This is a genomic window from Stenotrophomonas sp. 62841_Sma (assembly GCF_056482945.1).
Window position 1 is genome coordinate 1,688,544 of the sequence record NZ_CM151224.1, and the last position, 17,342, is coordinate 1,705,885.

17 protein-coding genes and 2 tRNA genes are annotated in these 17,342 nt (G+C 64.9%); 14 read left to right on the plus strand and 5 right to left on the minus strand.

Annotation, left to right across the window (positions count from 1 at the left end; genetic code table 11):
* Positions 1-15 precede the first annotated feature (15 nt).
* The 10 genes from kdsB to ACZK5G_RS07945 all read left to right on the plus strand — a co-directional run bounded on the left by kdsB (position 16) and on the right by ACZK5G_RS07945 (position 8,723).
* Entirely contained in the window at positions 16-789 is a 774-nt protein-coding gene (kdsB, locus tag ACZK5G_RS07900; protein ID WP_478465929.1) for a 3-deoxy-manno-octulosonate cytidylyltransferase, read from the plus strand.
* Complete coding sequence (locus tag ACZK5G_RS07905; RefSeq protein WP_478465931.1) at positions 786-1,274, plus strand: low molecular weight protein-tyrosine-phosphatase; 489 nt, start codon at positions 786-788, stop codon at positions 1,272-1,274. Before kdsB ends, ACZK5G_RS07905 begins: the two co-directional genes overlap by 4 nt.
* Entirely contained in the window at positions 1,271-2,683 is a 1,413-nt protein-coding gene (locus ACZK5G_RS07910) for a hypothetical protein (RefSeq protein WP_478465933.1), read from the plus strand. Before ACZK5G_RS07905 ends, ACZK5G_RS07910 begins: the two co-directional genes overlap by 4 nt.
* Positions 2,680-4,524, plus strand: coding sequence for an excinuclease ABC subunit UvrC (uvrC, locus tag ACZK5G_RS07915; protein ID WP_071228378.1), 1,845 nt, complete (start codon positions 2,680-2,682; stop codon positions 4,522-4,524). The genes ACZK5G_RS07910 and uvrC overlap by 4 nt, the downstream gene beginning before the upstream one ends.
* Before the next feature lie 18 nt (positions 4,525-4,542).
* Positions 4,543-5,169, plus strand: coding sequence for a CDP-diacylglycerol--glycerol-3-phosphate 3-phosphatidyltransferase (gene pgsA / locus ACZK5G_RS07920; RefSeq protein WP_012510614.1), 627 nt, complete (start codon positions 4,543-4,545; stop codon positions 5,167-5,169).
* 293 nt (positions 5,170-5,462) lie between these two features.
* Positions 5,463-5,538, plus strand: a tRNA-Gly gene (locus ACZK5G_RS07925).
* Between the two features lie 137 nt (positions 5,539-5,675).
* On the plus strand, positions 5,676-6,782 hold the full coding sequence (locus tag ACZK5G_RS07930) for an NAD(P)/FAD-dependent oxidoreductase (protein ID WP_478465935.1): 1,107 nt from the start codon (positions 5,676-5,678) through the stop codon (positions 6,780-6,782).
* A 157-nt stretch (positions 6,783-6,939) separates the two neighbouring features.
* Entirely contained in the window at positions 6,940-7,257 is a 318-nt protein-coding gene (locus tag ACZK5G_RS07935; RefSeq protein ID WP_134950605.1) for a helix-turn-helix domain-containing protein, read from the plus strand.
* On the plus strand, positions 7,250-8,533 hold the full coding sequence (locus ACZK5G_RS07940) for a type II toxin-antitoxin system HipA family toxin (RefSeq protein WP_049399936.1): 1,284 nt from the start codon (positions 7,250-7,252) through the stop codon (positions 8,531-8,533). Before ACZK5G_RS07935 ends, ACZK5G_RS07940 begins: the two co-directional genes overlap by 8 nt.
* 114 nt (positions 8,534-8,647) lie before the next feature.
* A tRNA-Gly gene (locus ACZK5G_RS07945) sits at positions 8,648-8,723 on the plus strand.
* 76 nt (positions 8,724-8,799) lie between these two features.
* Here the strand turns inward: ACZK5G_RS07945 and ACZK5G_RS07950 are convergent.
* Complete coding sequence (locus ACZK5G_RS07950) at positions 8,800-9,138, minus strand: hypothetical protein (RefSeq protein ID WP_478465938.1); 339 nt, start codon at positions 9,136-9,138, stop codon at positions 8,800-8,802.
* Positions 9,139-9,328: 190 nt separating this feature from the next.
* On the opposite strand from ACZK5G_RS07950, the gene ACZK5G_RS07955 reads away from it, so the two are divergent.
* The 4 genes from ACZK5G_RS07955 to ACZK5G_RS07970 are packed head-to-tail and all read left to right on the plus strand — an operon-like array spanning position 9,329 to position 13,578.
* Positions 9,329-10,792 (plus strand): efflux transporter outer membrane subunit, encoded by a 1,464-nt coding sequence (locus ACZK5G_RS07955; protein WP_478465939.1) that lies wholly within the window; start codon positions 9,329-9,331, stop codon positions 10,790-10,792.
* The gene (locus tag ACZK5G_RS07960; RefSeq protein WP_478465941.1) at positions 10,789-11,928 is read left to right on the plus strand and encodes an ABC transporter permease; all 1,140 of its coding nucleotides are present in this window, start codon (positions 10,789-10,791) and stop codon (positions 11,926-11,928) included. The genes ACZK5G_RS07955 and ACZK5G_RS07960 overlap by 4 nt, the downstream gene beginning before the upstream one ends.
* 10 nt (positions 11,929-11,938) lie before the next feature.
* On the plus strand, positions 11,939-12,667 hold the full coding sequence (locus ACZK5G_RS07965) for an ABC transporter ATP-binding protein (RefSeq protein WP_049399942.1): 729 nt from the start codon (positions 11,939-11,941) through the stop codon (positions 12,665-12,667).
* Complete coding sequence (locus ACZK5G_RS07970; RefSeq protein WP_478465943.1) at positions 12,664-13,578, plus strand: HlyD family secretion protein; 915 nt, start codon at positions 12,664-12,666, stop codon at positions 13,576-13,578. Before ACZK5G_RS07965 ends, ACZK5G_RS07970 begins: the two co-directional genes overlap by 4 nt.
* Before the next feature lie 10 nt (positions 13,579-13,588).
* On the opposite strand, the gene ACZK5G_RS07975 is transcribed toward ACZK5G_RS07970, so the two are convergent.
* The 4 genes from ACZK5G_RS07975 to ACZK5G_RS07990 all read right to left on the minus strand — a co-directional run bounded on the left by ACZK5G_RS07975 (position 13,589) and on the right by ACZK5G_RS07990 (position 17,299).
* Positions 13,589-14,032, minus strand: coding sequence for a hypothetical protein (locus ACZK5G_RS07975; protein ID WP_478465945.1), 444 nt, complete (start codon positions 14,030-14,032; stop codon positions 13,589-13,591).
* Entirely contained in the window at positions 14,033-16,288 is a 2,256-nt protein-coding gene (locus ACZK5G_RS07980) for a T6SS immunity protein Tdi1 domain-containing protein (RefSeq protein WP_478465947.1), read from the minus strand.
* Positions 16,289-16,461: 173 nt separating this feature from the next.
* Positions 16,462-16,905 carry a hypothetical protein gene (locus ACZK5G_RS07985; RefSeq protein ID WP_478465949.1) on the minus strand — a complete coding sequence of 148 codons (444 nt, stop codon included), beginning with the start codon at positions 16,903-16,905 and terminating at the stop codon, positions 16,462-16,464.
* Positions 16,898-17,299 carry a hypothetical protein gene (locus ACZK5G_RS07990; RefSeq protein WP_049463679.1) on the minus strand — a complete coding sequence of 134 codons (402 nt, stop codon included), beginning with the start codon at positions 17,297-17,299 and terminating at the stop codon, positions 16,898-16,900. The genes ACZK5G_RS07985 and ACZK5G_RS07990 overlap by 8 nt, the downstream gene beginning before the upstream one ends.
* Between the last annotated feature and the right edge of the window lie 43 nt (positions 17,300-17,342).

Here is a 17,342-nt window from a genome sequence, read left to right on the forward strand (position 1 = left end):
GCCGAGTACCGCCCCATGACCGAATTCGTCGTCGCCATCCCGGCCCGCTATGCCGCCTCGCGGCTGCCGGGCAAGCCGCTGCGCCCGCTGGGCGGTGAGCCGCTGGTGCTGCACGTGGCGCGTCGCGCGCTGCAGGCCGGTGCCGGCGAGGTCTGGGTCGCTACCGACGATCAACGCATTGCCGACGCACTGTCCGGGCTGGCCGAAGTAAGGGTGGCGATGACTGCGACCTCGCATGCGTCCGGCACCGACCGCCTGGCCGAGTGCGCGCGCATCGCCGGCTGGGCCGATGACACCGTCGTGGTCAACCTGCAGGGCGACGAGCCGTTCGCGCCGGCGGCGGGTATCCGCGCGGTGGCCCAGGCACTGGTTGAAGGCAATGCGCCGATGTCGACCCTCGCCACGACCGTCGAAGACGCGCATACCCTGTTCGACCCGAACGTGGTGAAGCTGGTGCGCAACGTGCGCAACGAGGCGATGTACTTCAGCCGCGCCCCGATCGCCTGGCACCGCGATGGCTTTGCACGCAGCCGTGACACGCTGCCGGCCGGTCACAACTGGCTGCGCCACATCGGCATCTACGGCTATCGCGCCGGTTTCCTGCAGCAGTTCGCGGCGTTGCCGCCGGGCCAGCTGGAGCAGATCGAATCGCTGGAACAGCTGCGCGTGCTGGAAGCGGGTTTCCCGATCAGCGTGGCGATCTCGCCCGAACCGTTCCCGCCGGGCATCGACACGCCCGAGGACCTGGAACGCGCCGAAGCATTGCTGCAGACGCTGGCTGCCCGATGAAGCTGCTGGTCGTCTGCCTCGGCAACATCTGCCGTTCGCCGATGGCCGAAGGTGCGCTGCGCGCGCGCCTGGACGCCTCGCCGCTGGCTGGTCGGGTGCAGGTCGATTCGGCCGGCACCGGCGACTGGCATGTGGGCGAGCCACCGGACCGGCGAGCGATCGCCTGCGCGGCCGGGCATGGCGTGGACATCGGCGGCCTGCGCGCGCGCCAGCTGCAGGTCGCGGATTTCGACCGCTTCGACTGGATCCTGTGCGCCGATGAGGCCAACCTGCGCGATGCGGGTCGCCTGGCCACACCCGCCCAGCGCGAACGCCTGGCGCTGTACCTGCCGTGGTCCGGCGGGCAGGGCAGGGGTGCGATCCCGGCCCCGTACACCGGCGGCAGTGAGCATTTCGAACAGGTCTGGACATTGGTCGACGATGCTGCAAAACGTGCCGTGGCACGACTGTTGCATGACGCCGACTCCGGCATAATCGGGCCATGAACGTCCAGCCCGTCCCGGACCTGCCCGAGTTCGCCACCTGGCTCAACGCCACCCCCTGCACCCTGACCGAACTGCGCGGTCGGCCGGTGGCGCTGTTGTTTGTCAACGCCGCTTCCGCCTGGAGCGCGCAACGCCTGGCCGAGTTCGGCCAATGGCTGTCGCGCCACCCCGGCAAGCTGCAGCCGCTGGTGCTGCAGGTGCCGCGCTTCGATTTCGAACGCGAGGCCGGCGCCGCATTGAAGCTGCTGCGTCGCCAGGGCCTGACAATGCCGGTCCTGCTCGATGCCGACTGGGATGGCTGGCGCCGCTTCGGCATCACCGCCTGGCCGACCCTGGTGCTGCTGGATGCGCAGGGCCGCGAACAGCAACGGCTGGTCGGGCAGGGTGCACCCGGTGAGCTGGAGCGTGCCTTGAACGCGCTGTGCGAAGGCGCACCGTCGGCGCCGCCGCGTGGCGGCAGCGAACTGCACCCGGAACCCCGCCAGGCGCTGCGCTTCCCGCTTGGCCTGGCGGTCAGCACCGAACGCCTGTACATCGCCGACAGCGGCCATCACCGCATCCTCGAATGCAGCCATGGTGGCCGCATCCTTCGCCAGTTCGGGCTGGGCACCGCCGATTTCATGGACGGCAACCTCGCCGAAGCCGCGTTCCACCGCCCGCAGTCGCTGGTGCTGGAGCGCGATTCGCTGTACGTCGCCGACACCGGCAACCACGCGGTGCGCCGTATCAACCTGCTGACCGGGATCGTCGATACCCTGTGCGGCAACGGCCGTCCCGGTGCACCGATGGAAGGCCCGGTCGCGCAGGCGCGGCAGGTTGCGCTGGACCATCCTGTCGGCCTGGCCATTGCCGACAACCAGCTGCACATCGCCATGGCTGGCGACAACCGCATCTGGAGCTACCACCTGGGCCAGCGCAGCCTGCAATGGCGCGCGGGCAGTGGTTCCATCGACGAGCGTGATGGCAGCGGGCATCTGGCCGCCTTCGCCCAACCCACTGCGCTGGCCGTGGTGCAGCAGGTGCTGTACGTGGCTGATGCCTTGGGATCTTCAGTGCGTGCACTGCAGCTGCGTGGCGACCTGGTGCAGACCCTGGTCGGGCAGGGGCCGTGGCGCTTCGGCAGCGAAGACGGTCCGCGTTCGGACGCCAGCCTGCAGTTCCCACAGGCGATCGCGCTCAGCCCGGATGCGCCGCTGTTGTGGATTGCCGATACCGGCAACGGCCGCCTGCGCACGCTGCGCCTGGGCGGTGGCGAACTGACCACCCAGCCGTTGCCACGACGCCTGCATGGCCCGGCGGGGTTGGCGGTAGGCGCCGGTGCGGTGTGGATCGCCGAGACCGACGCCCATGCCGTGCTGCGATTCGACCCGGATAGCGGCGTGCTCAGCGAAGTCCCGATCAGCGAATGACAGACGTTCCCGCCCCGGCCTTCGACGGCAAGGCCTTCGCGGCCCAGCTCAGTACCGCCCCTGGCGTGTACCGCATGTACGCCGCCGACGACACGTTGCTGTACGTGGGCAAGGCGCGCGCGCTGCGCAACCGTGTCGGCAGCTATTTCAACGGCAGCCCGAAGAACGCGCGGATCATGTCGATGATCTCGCAGATCGCGCGCATGGACGTGACCGTGACGCGCTCGGAAGCCGAGGCGCTGCTGCTGGAAAACCAGCTGATCAAGTCGCTGTCGCCGCGCTACAACGTCTCGCTGCGCGACGACAAGACCTACCCGCATGTGCTGCTGACCCGCGAGGATTGGCCGCGCATCGCGCTGCATCGCGGCCCGCGCGCCATTCCCGGCCGCTACTTCGGGCCGTATCCCGGCGTTACCGCCGTGCGCGAAACGCTGAACCTGATGCACAAGCTGTTCAAGCTGCGCAGCTGCGAGGACAGCGTGTTCCGCAACCGCTCGCGGCCGTGCCTGCAGTACCAGATCGGTCGCTGCAGCGCGCCCTGCGTGGAGCTGGTGCCGGCGCCGGACTACGCCGAATCGGTGCGTCGCGCCGCACTGTTCCTGGAAGGCAAGAGCGACGAGCTGACCCGCGAACTGGGCGAGCAGATGCAGGCCGCCAGCGAGGCACTGGAGTTCGAGCAGGCCGCGCGCCTGCGCGACCTGATCTCCTCACTGCGCAGCATGCAGACCCGCCAGTACGTGGATGGCCGCGCCGCCGACCTGGACGTGCTGGCCGTGGCCATGCAGGGTTCGCAGGCCTGCGTGCTGCTGTTGGCTTTCCGCGATGGCCGCAACCTCGGTACCCGCCCGTTCTTCCCACGCACCAACGGTGAAGAAAGCCCGGAGGAAGTGCTGGCCGCGTTCGTCTCGCAGTACTACATCGAATTCGAGCCGCCGCGCGAGATCCTGCTGGACCGCGAGATTCCCGATGCCGACCTGCTGGTGGCCGCGCTGTCAGCCTCAGCCGAGCGCAAGGTGCAGCTGAAGTGGAACGTGCGCGGCGAACGCGCCGGCTATGTGGAACTGGCCAGCCGCAACGCGCAGCTGACCCTGGCGACCGAACTCAACAGCCGCAACGCGCAGCACGCGCGCAGCGATGCACTGCGCGACATGCTGGGCCTGGCCGAGCCGGTCAAGCGTGTTGAATGTTTCGATATCAGCCACACCATGGGTGAGGCCACCGTGGCCTCATGCGTGGTGTTCGACGCCGCCGGTCCGGTGCGCGCGCAGTACCGCCGCTTCAACATCAGCGGCATCGAGCCGGGCGACGACTACGCCGCCATGCGCCAGGCCATCGACCGCCGTTTCCGCCGTGCGGTGGAAGAGCAGGGCGTGCTGCCGGACGTACTGCTGATCGACGGCGGCGCCGGCCAGTTGGCCCAGGCCCAGGCCGCGCTGGCCGACCTGGGCGTGGAAGGCGTGTTGCTGGTGGGCGTGGCCAAGGGAGTGGAACGCCGCGCCGGCCACGAAGCGCTGGTGATGCCCGATGGCCGCGAGCTGCGCCCGGGCGCGGCCAATCCGGCGCTGCAGTTCATCCAGCAGGTGCGCGATGAGGCGCACCGCTTCGCCATCACCGGCCACCGCGGCCGCCGCCAGAAGGCGCGGATGACCAGCAAGCTGGAGGACATCCCTGGTATCGGGCCGCGCCGCCGCGCCAGCCTGCTCAAGCATTTCGGCGGCCTGGTGGGCCTGAAAGCCGCTGGCGAAGCGGAAATCGCCAAGGTGGAAGGTATCAATGACGCCCTCGCGGCACGTATCTACGCTAACCTGCACGGGTTGGCCACGCCTGATGCGGCCGAGTAGAGAGAGAAGCACGCAAGCATGAAGTTGACCCTGCCCACCTGGCTGACGTTGTTGCGGATCGTGATGATCCCGGTGCTGGTGCTGGTGTTCTACCTGCCCTACACCTGGACCAACTTCGCTTCGGCGGCGATCTTCGGCCTGGCCGCGATCACCGACTGGCTCGATGGCTGGATCGCACGCCGTTACCAGCTGGAATCGGCCTTTGGTGCCTTCCTCGACCCGGTCGCGGACAAGCTGATGGTGGCGGTGGCGCTGTTCCTGATCGTGCAGGGTCACCCGACGCCGTGGATGGCGTTCTGGGCGGCAGTCATCGTCGGCCGTGAAATTGCGGTATCGGCGCTGCGCGAATGGATGGCCGAACTCGGCCAGCGCGCCAAGGTGCGCGTGGCGATGATCGGCAAGGTCAAGACCACGGCGCAGATGGTCGCGCTGCTCTGCCTGCTGTATTCGGTGGCACCGAACGTGCCGGTGGAAGACATCTGGATGGGCTGGCCGGTGTTCCACATCGGCGACTGGACCCTGGCGATCGCCGCGGTGCTGACCCTGTGGTCGGGCCTGCAGTACCTGCACGCCGCCTGGCCGAGCCTGCGCGATGACGAGCGCGCGGCGCGCGAGCGTGCGCGGCAGAAGAAGCTGGGCAACTGAGCCCCGGGGTTGGATCCCTTTCTGCAGGAAAGGGCTCTGACCCCATCGATGCGTCTATCCACGCATGGCGTGGATCTACTCGACGCGCTGGACGGATCTACGGTAATGCCCCATCCACGCATGGCGTGGATCTACTGGAAATGCCGCATCGACGGATGATGCGGATCCATCGGTTTGCGGGGATGCCATGGTAGATCCACGCCATGCGTGGATACGCAATGCAAGGTGCCACGCAGACCCTGAGAAAAAGCGCTTGACGCCATTCTTGGAATAGGTAAAATTTCGCCTCCCAAGCGGGAATAGCTCAGTTGGTAGAGCGCAACCTTGCCAAGGTTGAGGTCGCGAGTTCGAGTCTCGTTTCCCGCTCCAGATTCAAGAAAAACGCTCCCGTAAGGGGGCGTTTTTCGTTTGCGTCCAACGCGCTTCATTGCCACTTCACCGTCGCCCCATCGCCCCACCACATGAAGGTTGGATGCTGCATCCTTCGTTCCAAGGGTGACGCCGCGATGCTTCATCAATCCTCCGCCTACGACCACGATGTGGTCATCGTCGGCGCCAGTTTCGCTGGTGCCGCCTGCGCCTTGGCCGCCGCGCAGTACGGTCTGCGCGTCTGCGTGCTGGAACGCAAAGCCGACCCTGGCGAGCGCCTGCACACCACCGGCATCGTGGTGAAGGAGGTGATGGAGCAGACCTGGCTGGGGCGAATGCCGGAACACCTGGTGCAACGCGTTGCCAATGTGCGTCTGTATGCGCCGAACCTGCGCAGCGTGCTGCTGGCAGCACCGGGCTATTACTTCCTCACCACCGATACGCCGAACCTGATGCGCTGGCTGGCCGGCGAGCTGCGCGCGAATGGCGTGGACCTGCGCCTGCAGCAGTCCTTCACCGACGCCCGGCGCAGTGGCGATGGCTGGCTGGTGGAAGGGGCAGGGCGGTGCGCCTACCTGGTCGGTGCCGATGGTGCACGCTCACGCGTTGCCCAGCGCACCGGGCTCGGCAAGGTGCCTGACAACCTCTACGGCGTCGAACGTGAGTTCGCCGGTCTGCAGTTGCCGCAGGGCGACGCACTGCATTGCTTCGTCAGCAAGCGCTTTGCACCGGGCTACATCGGCTGGGTCGCGCAGAATCCAACCGGCCTGCAGGTGGGATTGGCGCTGCGTCACGATCCGCAACAGGTACGGCCGCCGGACATCGATGGCTTTCTTGAGCACGTGCGCGATGTGGTCGGCATTCCGCCTTCGGCGCGCCCCTCGGCTACCCGTGCCGGCCTGGTGCCTTGCGGCCGGCCGGATGGGCCGATCACCGGCCAACGGCTGATCCTGACCGGCGACGCGGCGGGCATCGTCTCACCACTGTCCGCCGGAGGCATCCATTCCTCGTGGCGGCACGGCTGGGCGGTCGGCGAGGCGATTGCCCGCCATCTACGTGGGCAAGGGCCGGAAGCGGAACGGGTGGCGCGGCAGGTGGCGCCGGCATTCCATGGCAAGTACCTGCTGCGCTGGGCGATGGATCATCTGCAGGCCGACTGGCCGCTCAACGCACTGCTGCATACGGCGGCCACGCGGCGCATCGCTGAGCAGGTCTACTTCCACCGTCGTGGCCTGCGCACGTGATTCGCAATTCGATGGCCATCTAATTCCGTGATTCTGTATTTATTTACGCAAATACGCATATAAGCCACAAAATTAGGGAATTAAATTCATTGAACAGGGGTGGTGCCGATCCTATAATTTGGGTGACAACTGGCATGGGAAGAGGGTGGTGAGCGCTATGTTGGATTTGGGCTTCAGCAAGCCCGGCGAGGTCGTCAAGCGACTCTGCGAGCGCTTGCGCACACAGCGCATGGCGTTGGGTATGACACAGTCGGATCTGGCCGGGCGTGCCGGCATTGGGACCAACACCGTGTCCAACCTGGAGGCCGGGCGCAATGTTGGCTTCGAGGCGGTGGTCCGCGTGGCGATGGTCCTTGGTCGGATCAACGAACTCGAAGGCCTGTTCCAGCCAAAGCTGGACAGCATCGAAGACATTCGGCGCTACGAAGAGGCCGCGAATCGCCTCCGGACGAAGAGGAAGCCCCGCAATGCCTGAGCAAGTGAATGTCTTCTACGAGGGGTGGGGAGAGCGATGGCTCTGGGGAACGCTGGTCTCCACCACCGCCCTGACCGGTCGCCCGCTGATCGCGTTCGAGTACAGCAACGAGGCCAGGCAAAGGGGGCTGGAGCTGTCTTCGTACAAGCTGCCGCTGGCCGGCCCTCCGTTGCGGCGGGATTTTCCGGACCATCAACTGCAACTGCCCGGGCCCGTGTATGACGCCTTGCCAGACGGCTGGGGCATGCTGCTGATGGACCGCATGTTCAGGCGCCGAAGGATCAGCACAGCACGCATCGGCCCGCTCCAGCGTTTGGCCTGCATCGGTGGCAACGCGATGGGGGCCATGACGTTTGAACCTGTGGCACCCGAGGGCGAGGCGCCGCAGGTCCACGTCCCGCTGGAGCAGCTTGCCGCCGAAGTGCAGGAGGTGCTCCGGGGAGAAGGTGGCGAATTTCTGCAGACCTTGCTGCTGGTGGGCGGCTCACCCCAAGGTGCAAGGCCCAAGGCACTTGTCTATCGCGATCCGCAGTTCGGTGGGTTCACCACGGCCGCCGAGCCAGGGTTCGAAGCCTGGCTGGTCAAGTTCCCGGCCAGAGAAGAGCATGCCGAGGTGTGCGCCATCGAAATGGTCTACGCCGAGTGCTTGCGCAGGTGCGGCATCGAGACCCCGGACACGCAGTACTTTAGCCTGCCCAATGGGCTGGCCGCGTTCGCCAGCAAGCGCTTTGATCGCCACGATGGGTTGCGTGTACCCATGCAGAGTCTTGCCGCATTCACGGGCGCCAACTACCAGACGGCGGGGTCCTTGGACTATGTCAACTTCCTGCGCGCGACCCAGCTGTGTACCAATGACGTGCGGCAAATGGCCGTGGCCTTCGAGCGTGCGGTCTTCAACGTCGCCTTCAACAACCGGGACGACCATCCGAAGAATTTTGCCTACATCATGTCGCCGGATGGGCAATGGCGCTTGGCCCCGGCCTACGACGTGACCTTCTGCGAAGGACCCAACGGATATCACCAGATGGACGTCATGGGGGAGGCACTGGCGATTTCCCGTGCTGACATGCTTCGGCTTGCCGAGGAAGCAGAAGTGCAGCAGGGTGACGCCAGTCTGGCGATTGACAGCATCTGCGAGGTGGCCAGCCAATTCACCGAAATCGCCAACGGCATGTATTCAAGCGTTATTGCTCAAGACACCCTGAGCATGATCCAAGGGCGTATCAACGAGAACGTGGCTCTGCTGCGGCAAGTCCGGCCTGGCCTGCGGACCTGAGGCCCGGGCGCAGGGGCCTGAACGCCGCCCCACAATGCACGCGAAAATTCCTGTTGACGCCGTGCAGCAATATCGACACAATAGCGCTCCTTCGACGCAGGTCGAACGGAATCTGCGGGAATAGCTCAGTTGGTAGAGCGCAACCTTGCCAAGGTTGAGGTCGCGAGTTCGAGTCTCGTTTCCCGCTCCAGATTCAAGAAAAACGCTCCCGCAAGGGGGCGTTTTTCGTTTGTCACACCGGTTGCACCACCGCCGCGCTAGCGTGCCTAGCCGGGCAGGGCGCTGCACCAAGTCCGGGCATCCTGCCGGTGGAAACCGGGGCAGCGGTTGTCCTGCGGGATGTAGACGTAGGGAGCGTCATCTTCGTAGGTGAAGTGGTAGTAGTAGGTCCGGTCCTTTCCGTACAACCAGTAGTTCGACGAGCCCTGGTTGATGGCATATGGCTCGAACGTGAAGATCGAAGATTCACGAGGGATGAAGTTGCTGCGCTCCATCAGTAGCAGCGTGGCGTTCGAGACCAGTGGGGTGGTCAGGACGAGCACGATCACACCGACAGTCGCTGTCGTGATCGAGCCAATCAGTAGCCAGCGGCGAGGGCGTTTCACGGTCGGGCAGCATCGAAGCAAGACAATGCCGCAATGTGCAATACGCTGTGAAAGTCGTCCAGTGTTCCGTGCCGGGAACGCATTGAAAGCGTAGTGAAAGACTGGGTCGGCGTTGCCTGAACCGCACGCGTGCTGTGACCTTTTTCGGACGATTTCTCCATGTTCGCTCCACAATCGCACGGTAGCCTTCATGCTCCTTCTACACGTTGGCGGGCTGGTGGTCAGGCGTATCACTTCAGTGGCAGTGCCCAAGGCCGGGCACCGACTCTCCCTGCATGCAGTGCTGCGCCCTGGTGCGTTGTTGGCAAGCCTGGCCCTGGCCGGTTGCATGTCGGTGCCTGTTCCGGACCTGCCTGACCGCACGCCCAGCACCTGGACCCAGGTGCCGCAGGGCCAGGGCGTGGCAGTGGATGCCAGACAGTGGTGGAAAGTGCTGTCCGACCCGGCACTGGATGGCCTGGTCGACCAGGCCATCGCCGGCAATCTGGACCTGCAGCAGGCTACGCTGCGCCTGCAGGCCGTTCGGATCGTCGCCGGCACTTCCGACTCGCGTTTCCTGCCGGAAATCTCGGCCAGCGCCAAGCAGGTGCAGGACGCCGCCGCCGTCGATACCTACTTCCATGCCGGCATCGAAGCGATCTGGGACCTGGGCCTGTTCGGTGCCGCCGAGAGCGCGCAGTTGAGCGCGCAGGCTTCGGCCGGCAATGCCGAGGCGCTGCGCAATGCCGCGCAGGTGGCGGTGATTGCCGACGTGGTGCGCAGCTATCTGGACCTGACCGTTGCACAGGCCCAGCAGGACCTGCTGGCCCGCCAGCAATCGGTGGATGACCGCGGCGAGCACCTGGCCCTGGTCCGCCAGCGCCTGCGCCTGGATGAGCCCGGCGAACTTGATCGCCTGCGTGCACGCCAGGCCGCCACCCACGCCGCCATCGCACAAGCCCGGGAAAACGCCGACAACGCCGCCCGTGCGCTGGCATTGTTGCTGGGCCGTGATGGCCCGGATCCGGCTTGGCGCGCCTATCGCTCGCCGCCGAAGCTGGGCACGTTCTCCCTGCAGCAGGTACCGGCCGATCTGCTGCGCCACCGCCCGCAGATTCTGCTGGCCGAATCTGAAGTGATGCAGGCTGCGGCGAGCAAGGGCTCCGCACGTGCCTCGATGTATCCGCGGGTCAGTCTTGGTGGCTCGATCCTGTACGCCTACAACCTCACCCAGAACGCCCGCTCCAACTCCGATTCCAGTCCGTCGATCGGCCCGTACGTCGATATCCCGCTGTGGGATTGGGGCCAGCGTCGTGCGCGCTTCAATGCCGATGAAAAGCAGCTGGATGCTGCACTGCTCGGTTACCGCAAGGCGGTACTGGAAGGCGTGAGCGAAGTGGAGGGCGCGCTGGGCAGCCTGGCGCGCCAGGACAGCAGCATCCAGTCGCTGCGTGCGGCCAATGATGCCGCCGGCCAGCAGGTCAAGCGCCAAGCGCGGCAGGTGCAGCTGGGCCTGTCCAGCGAGTTCGATGGACTGGACACGCAGCGTGCCGCGCTCGCCTCGCAGGCTGATCTGATCGGTGCGCAGGGCGCACGCGTGCTCGCGTTTGCTTCGCTGTACCGCGCGCTTGGCGGTGCACCGCTGCCGGCTGAGGGTGAGGGCGAACAGCAATGATCGCGCTGGCCCGCAAGACCCTGGCCTATGAGTGGCGCCGGTTTCTGCCGGTAGTGCTGGCGATGTGCTTCGCTGGCGTGCTGCTGATCGTGCAGGCGGCGCTGGTGCTGGGTATCTTCGGTACCGCCGCGATCTACGTGAAGGCATCGTCGGCTGATATCTGGGCCGGTTTCCCCGGCACCCAGAGCGTGAACTACGGCCATGCAATCAGTGCGGATGTGGAAAGCCACCTGCGCATGGACCCGGATGTCACCCGCGTCGAACCCTACGAGTGGGTCGATGGCGAATGGCGCTCCAGCGCGCAGGGTACCGGTAACGTGTCTGTGTATCTGTCCGGCATCTCCACCCAAGGCGACGCGATGATGTTCGCGCGCATCCTGCCCGCCGACCTGCGCGCGCAGCTGCGCGAACCCGGTGCGGTGATCGTCGATAGCGCCGATCTGGATACGCTGGGCGTGGACCTGCAGAACAACCGTGCGTGGATCAATGGCAAGGCAGTGCGCGTGGTCGCGGCACAACCGGGCCTGCGTGGCCTCGGTGGCGTCAACGTGCTGGCGTCGCTGGATACCGCGCGCGCCATTGCCGGTACAGACCCACATGAGGGCAGCACCTATTTCGTGGCAGGACTGCGCTCGCCGGGCCTGGCTAACGGCGTGCGTGACCGCCTGGCCGCGTCGATGGGGCAGGCCACGCCGGTCGAGTTCTGGACCGCACCGGAGTTCGCCAGCCGCTCGCAGCAATACTGGCTGTTCGATACCGGTGCCGGCATCGCAGTGCTGTTCATGGCCGTCATCGTCTGCTTCGTCGGCGCGGTGATCACCAACCAGTCGTTCGCTTCGGTGGTGGCTGGTTCGGTACGCGAGTACGCCACGCTCAACGCACTCGGTGCCGGACGCTATGCGCTGGCGCGGGTGGTGTTCGAGCAGGCATTGCTGATCGGTGGCGTGGGCATGTTGCTGGCGGCGGCGTTCAGCACCGTCGTGCTGTTGATCGCACAGACTCAGCGCGTGCCGGTGCAGCTGACGCCGATGGTCATCATCGGCTGCGTGGCACTGGTCGCGGTGATGGCCATGCTGTCGAGCATCATGGCAGTACGCAGTGTCGTCCGCTCCGATCCATCGTTGCTGCTGCGTTGAGGACCAGCCGATGACTTCCATACGCGCCGTCGCCCCGACCCTGCAGGCCGACGCACTGGAAAAGGGTTTCATGTCCGGCGACGTGCAGGTGCCGGTGCTGCGTGGCCTGTCACTGGACATCTATCCCGGTGAACTGACCCTGGTATCGGGCCCGTCCGGCTGTGGCAAGAGCACGCTGCTGTCGCTGCTGTCCGGCCTGTCGTCGCCCGATGGCGGTCGCGTGCACGCGCTCGGGCAGGATGTGGGCCACATGACGCGCAGTGAAGTGGAGCGCTTCCGCCTGCACCATGTCGGCTTCGTGTTCCAGGGCTTCAATCTGTTCCCCGCACTGACCGCACTGGAACAGGTGCAGCTGCCGCTGGGCTATCGCGGCATGAGCAATCGCGAAAGCGAACCGCTGGCCCGCAAGGCATTGGACGAGGTGGGCCTCAGCCACCGCAGCCACATGCGACCGGCGCAGCTGTCCGGTGGTGAGAAGCAGCGCGTGGCCGTTGCGCGCGCCTTCGCCAAGTCGCCGACGCTGATCTTCGCCGACGAACCCACCAGCGCGCTGGACGCCGAGAACGGCCAGCGCGTGATCGACATCCTGCATCGCTACGCACGTGCGCATGGCGCCACCGTGCTGTGCGTGAGCCACGATCCACGCCTGATCCGGCATGCGGATCGGGTGATCGCCATGGAAGACGGCATGGTCCGTGATGACCGCCGCCAGAACGAAACTGTAGAGTCCGCCCCATGACCAAGACGTTGCACCTGCTTCCCTTCAGCCTGGTACTGTCCGCGGCGCTGCTGCTCGGCGCCTGTTCCAAGGACGCGCCTGCCCATGCACCTGCAGGTAAATCCAGCACTGCCACCGCCGGCAAGGTTGCGGTCGCGCGCGGCATCATCGACGTCGAGGGTGGCCTGATCGCGCTGGCGCCGCCAGTGGATGGCTCGATCACCGCCGCGCCGGTGAAGGAGGGTGCGACGGTGAAGAAGGGACAGTTGCTGCTGTCGCTGGATGGCGCCCTGCTGCAGCAGGAAGTGGCGATGGCCACCGCCGATCTGGCCCTGGCCAACGACCGCCTGAAGGGCAGCCAGGCGCAGTTGCGCGAACTGGAGCGCAACGCCACCCGGCTGTCCACCGGCGCCAGCGAAGGCGTGTCGTCCAACCAGCAGGCCGATGCGGCCAAGCAGCAGCTGGCCGGCGTACGTGCCGATGTCGATGTGGCCGGTGCGCAGGTCGACATGGCCCAGCACAAGCTGGAGCACGCCAGACTGAAACTGCAGCAGATGTCGCTGAGCGCGCCGGAAGCCGGCACCGTGGTCGGCCAGGTGCCGGGCCTCGGCGCCTTCGTGCAGGCTGGCAAGCCGGCGATCTCGCTGCTGCCGGCACGCCCGCTGCAGGTGCGTGCAGAACTGAGCGCCGCCTATGCCGATGCCGTGCAGGTGGGCATGAAGGCCACCGTCGTGCCGGACAGCGATGGCGCCGAGAACACCGGCTCACTGCCACCCGCGCGCGTGGTGCGCATCAGTCCGGTGTTCGCGCAGGCGCGCCTGCCTGAAGATGCCGGGCGGGGCGTGGCCAAGGTGGTGGAGTGCGTGCTGGAGTTCGACGGCGCGGCCAAGGCGCGCTTCGGCCAGCATGTGCGGGTGGAGTTCCGGAATTAGGGCGCGGGCCTCAGTTCTCGAGCCAACGTCGCAGGCTAGGCCAGAGTGAGGCCGGCACAACCACGAGCAGTGCAAGCAGCAGGAGGGCGCTCATGCCGAGCAGCCAGTTCGAATGGACGTCGCGCACGGGGGATTGATGCATGGCAGCCAAGCCCCATAGGACGTTCCACCCCAGCCATGGAATGAGGCTGATCAGGATCCGCAGCCACAGGCGGCGGAACCGCCATGGCTGCACAGCCAGGCCCAGCGCTGTCATTTCCACGAGGACGATCAGCGCGAATGTGATCACCGAGCCGATGGGATAGGGCAGCGTCCCGGACTCGGTGTGACGCAGTTGCCAGTAGTCTGGCTTGAAGCCGGCATGGATGAGCGCGGCAACCAGCAGCAGCCACACAACCAGTGCGAACTGCCAGAAGCCTCTTGATGCTGCAGGGGGCTGGGAAGAGGATTTCATCTACTGGGTCAGGTAACCCTGCCGCTTCCAGAAGTTCATCGCGAACGCATCATCTCTCGCGAAGTACGGGGCTTCTCCGCTCAGCAGGTCAGCATTCGCACTGCGCATTTCCCTCGCGCCACGCTTGTAGACACGCAGTGCGCCTGCCAGTTCAGCTCCTCCAACGGGATCCAGCTGAGCCGGAGAGTCCTCCAGATCCTGGTCGGCCTTGTAGCGGATTCGGACGCGCTCATTGCCATCCATGCAGGTTTCAACGTCGAAGTAATAGCTCTCGATCACGCTCGTGCCGTCAGGCTGATTCAGTTCGCGAGACAGGCGAAGTGTGGGCTCCACTGAATCTGGTCCCTGCTCCTGTTGGCGAAATGCCGCATGACAGTGACCGATCCAGAATCCGCAACGGTCATCATCGTCATAGTTGTCGTAGGGCTTGCAGATCTCCAGCGCAAGAAGATCCTTGATCTCGCTCGCTGGAATGATCTCCGCGGTCCAATGGCGGCTGGACGCCCCTTCCTGCAGAAATTGCCAGGCTTTTAGGACGAGTGAAACGTGGGCGGGCGGGATCTCATGCGCTTCCACTCGCGCCCATTCGCTCTGGTCGCTATTGACATCACTGCAGATGTAATTCCAGAGACCCCAGCCAGTCTCGGGCCTTCGTCCCTTGAGGCGATCAATTATTCCGACAGATGTCTCAACCCGCTCCATGACGAAGCGTGCGGCGATATTCCTTGATGGGTCTTCCATCTGCATGATGTAAGAGGGGGCGCCAGCATCCTCGATGTCCGCTCGTACTTGAAGTGAGAGGCCGTCACGATGGAAATCATAGCCGCAGATGTTCATCGGAAGCATGTCTTCGGCGCAGATCCGCAGGAAGTTGTCTGGACTGATAGTGCCGTCGCCAAACAGATTCACTGTGCATAGCAGCGGGTCCGGCGCTGACAGGCCCTCCGCACGGATGACGCTCTTTCCAGCAGTGAGCCTTTCCAGCATGGCTCCCGCGTCCAATGACCAGAAGCTGTCCGGATCCTCGGATTCGCGTGACAGACAGTCGGGTTCGATGATCTGCTCAATTCCGTCGTCAGTGATGGCTTCGTCGTCCATCCGACGCACGCAGTGAACCGAGCCATCGAATTGCATGGAGTAGTCGGTTTGAATGAGAGCCGCTGCCTCGGTGTTCCCAACGACGTGCAGTTCCCCATGGTTGTAGTCGCCCCAGAACAGCTCGCGGACCCGTAGGTTGCCGCCTACGCGGATTTCCTGTCCGCCGACGATGGCATTGGTTGTCGTCAGGTCGCCCGAGACAAGCAGTCCGCATGCGCCGTCGGTTTCAAGGCTGTGAACATGGCGTGTGATCTCTGCATTGCCGCGAACCAGAATGAAACGGATGTACGCACCAAGATCCTCTTCCCGCCACGGGGCCAGCGGGTCGTCGAGATCCAGTGTGTCCAGCTTGAGATCGCCATCAACTAGGAGAACCAACTCATCGGGATCACCCCAGACGTAGTGCTCTGGTGCGTATGTTGAGTCCTGCGGTACCTCAGCCTTTATGTCGGCGTATCGGACGACCTGAAAGGGGCATTCCGGAGAAAGGTGAGCAACGATTTCCTCGGGTGTCGGTACGGGCGGTTGTCGCATGACGGCGACGAGTTCGCCATGCGACGCTTCACGGAAGAGCTGGAACTCGACAAGCTGGGCCAGTATCGAGAAGTGCACGGGTGCCTCAACCACCTGCAGTGAGTCCAGTTGCGCGACGCCTCCCAATCCGAGTGCAGGGAAGAATCCGTAGCAATGTCCTACACCCAAGGGGCCTTGCGCCAGCACTGCTGCATCGAACATTGGATGGCCGTCTTTGTCGACCAAGTCCAACCTCTCTTCAGGGAGCCGGAAGACGGAAGTTGCATCTCCGCCGATATCACCTGGCGAGAATCTGTCCTCCGTCAATCGCCTGCAGAGGACTGAGCCGCTCAAGAGATCGATCTGGCCCGGACCGTACTGCGTATGCACGAAGTAGATGGTGCCGAACGCAGAGTAAGCGTAGGCGAGTGTGTCCTCTGGAGCGAGATCCGGATCGTGCCGTAACGCCAGCTCCATCACCATTGCGAGATCCTGCGGATGGCATAGCTGGATGCGGCCGCCTCTGAAGACTGATCGCCCGCGACGGATCAGCAGGTCGCGAATCGCAGCTGGTATTACGTTTTCTAGTGCGTCAACTTCTACGTTGCTGAGGGGGGCAGAATTCAAAAGGCTCGATTGCTGCATGGACGGTCCTGACTCGACAGGAGGTCACTGCTGGGCATGGTCAATCGGAACGCTGCCAGTGCTGGAGACCTCGGGTCAGATACTGTCTGTCATAGATCTACCTTGAGGCTATGCAACTAATCTGAAAAGAGGCGCGCGGGCGTGGCCTCGCATTCGCGATTCAGCATCTTCGACTACCGGCAGTCGGAGTTGCTGGAAGAAGCTCGCCTGAGCGCCCGCCATGCGCTCACCGCCGACACCACGCACAGCGTCAGCAGCAGTCCCACGTCCAGCAGCAGCAACCACAGCAGGTGCATGCCGTGCACCGGTGGCTGATGCATGGCCGACAGCATCCACGGTACCGACCACGCCAGCAGCAGAACGAAGGCAATCAACAGGCGCAGCCACAGTCGCTTCAGTTTCCATGGCCGCACGATCAAGGCGGCCACGACCAGTTCAACCGTGCCTAGCAACGCGAACACGATGACAGTGCTGGTCGGGTAGGGCAGCTCGGCGCCTTCCAGGCGGTGCAGCAACCAGTAGTCCGGGGTGAAGCCGGCATTGACCAGCGCGACGATCAGCGCCAGCCAGGTCAGCGCGACCAGCAACCAGAACAGGCGGATGTAACGTCTAGGCATCGGCGGTGTCCATGGTAGCGGGCAGGCGGCTGCGTGATGCATAGCACACCGATGTCGCGATCGCGGCCAGCGCCAGCAGGCCAGGCCCGACAGTGAAGTACAGCAGGCGCAGCGGGTGGTTGTGCATCAGCGTCCAGGTCGCGAACGTCAGCGGAACCGCCAGCACCAACAGTTTGGCGAACAGCGGCCGCAGCACCGCAATCAGTGGCTGGGCGCCGAGGAACATATGGAACAGATAGAACTGGGCGATGCCAAGGCCGATGTCGCGATGCGAGGTGAAGCCGAAATTGTCGCGATACCAGTTCATTCCCAGCGGAATCAGTGCCCAGTACAGCAGCGCTACTACCAGATGCAGCAGCAGGGCGATCAACAGGGGCTTGCCGCGAAGGAACATGGGCGCACAGGGCTGGGCGGGGCAGCGTACCCCAGTGCGGACG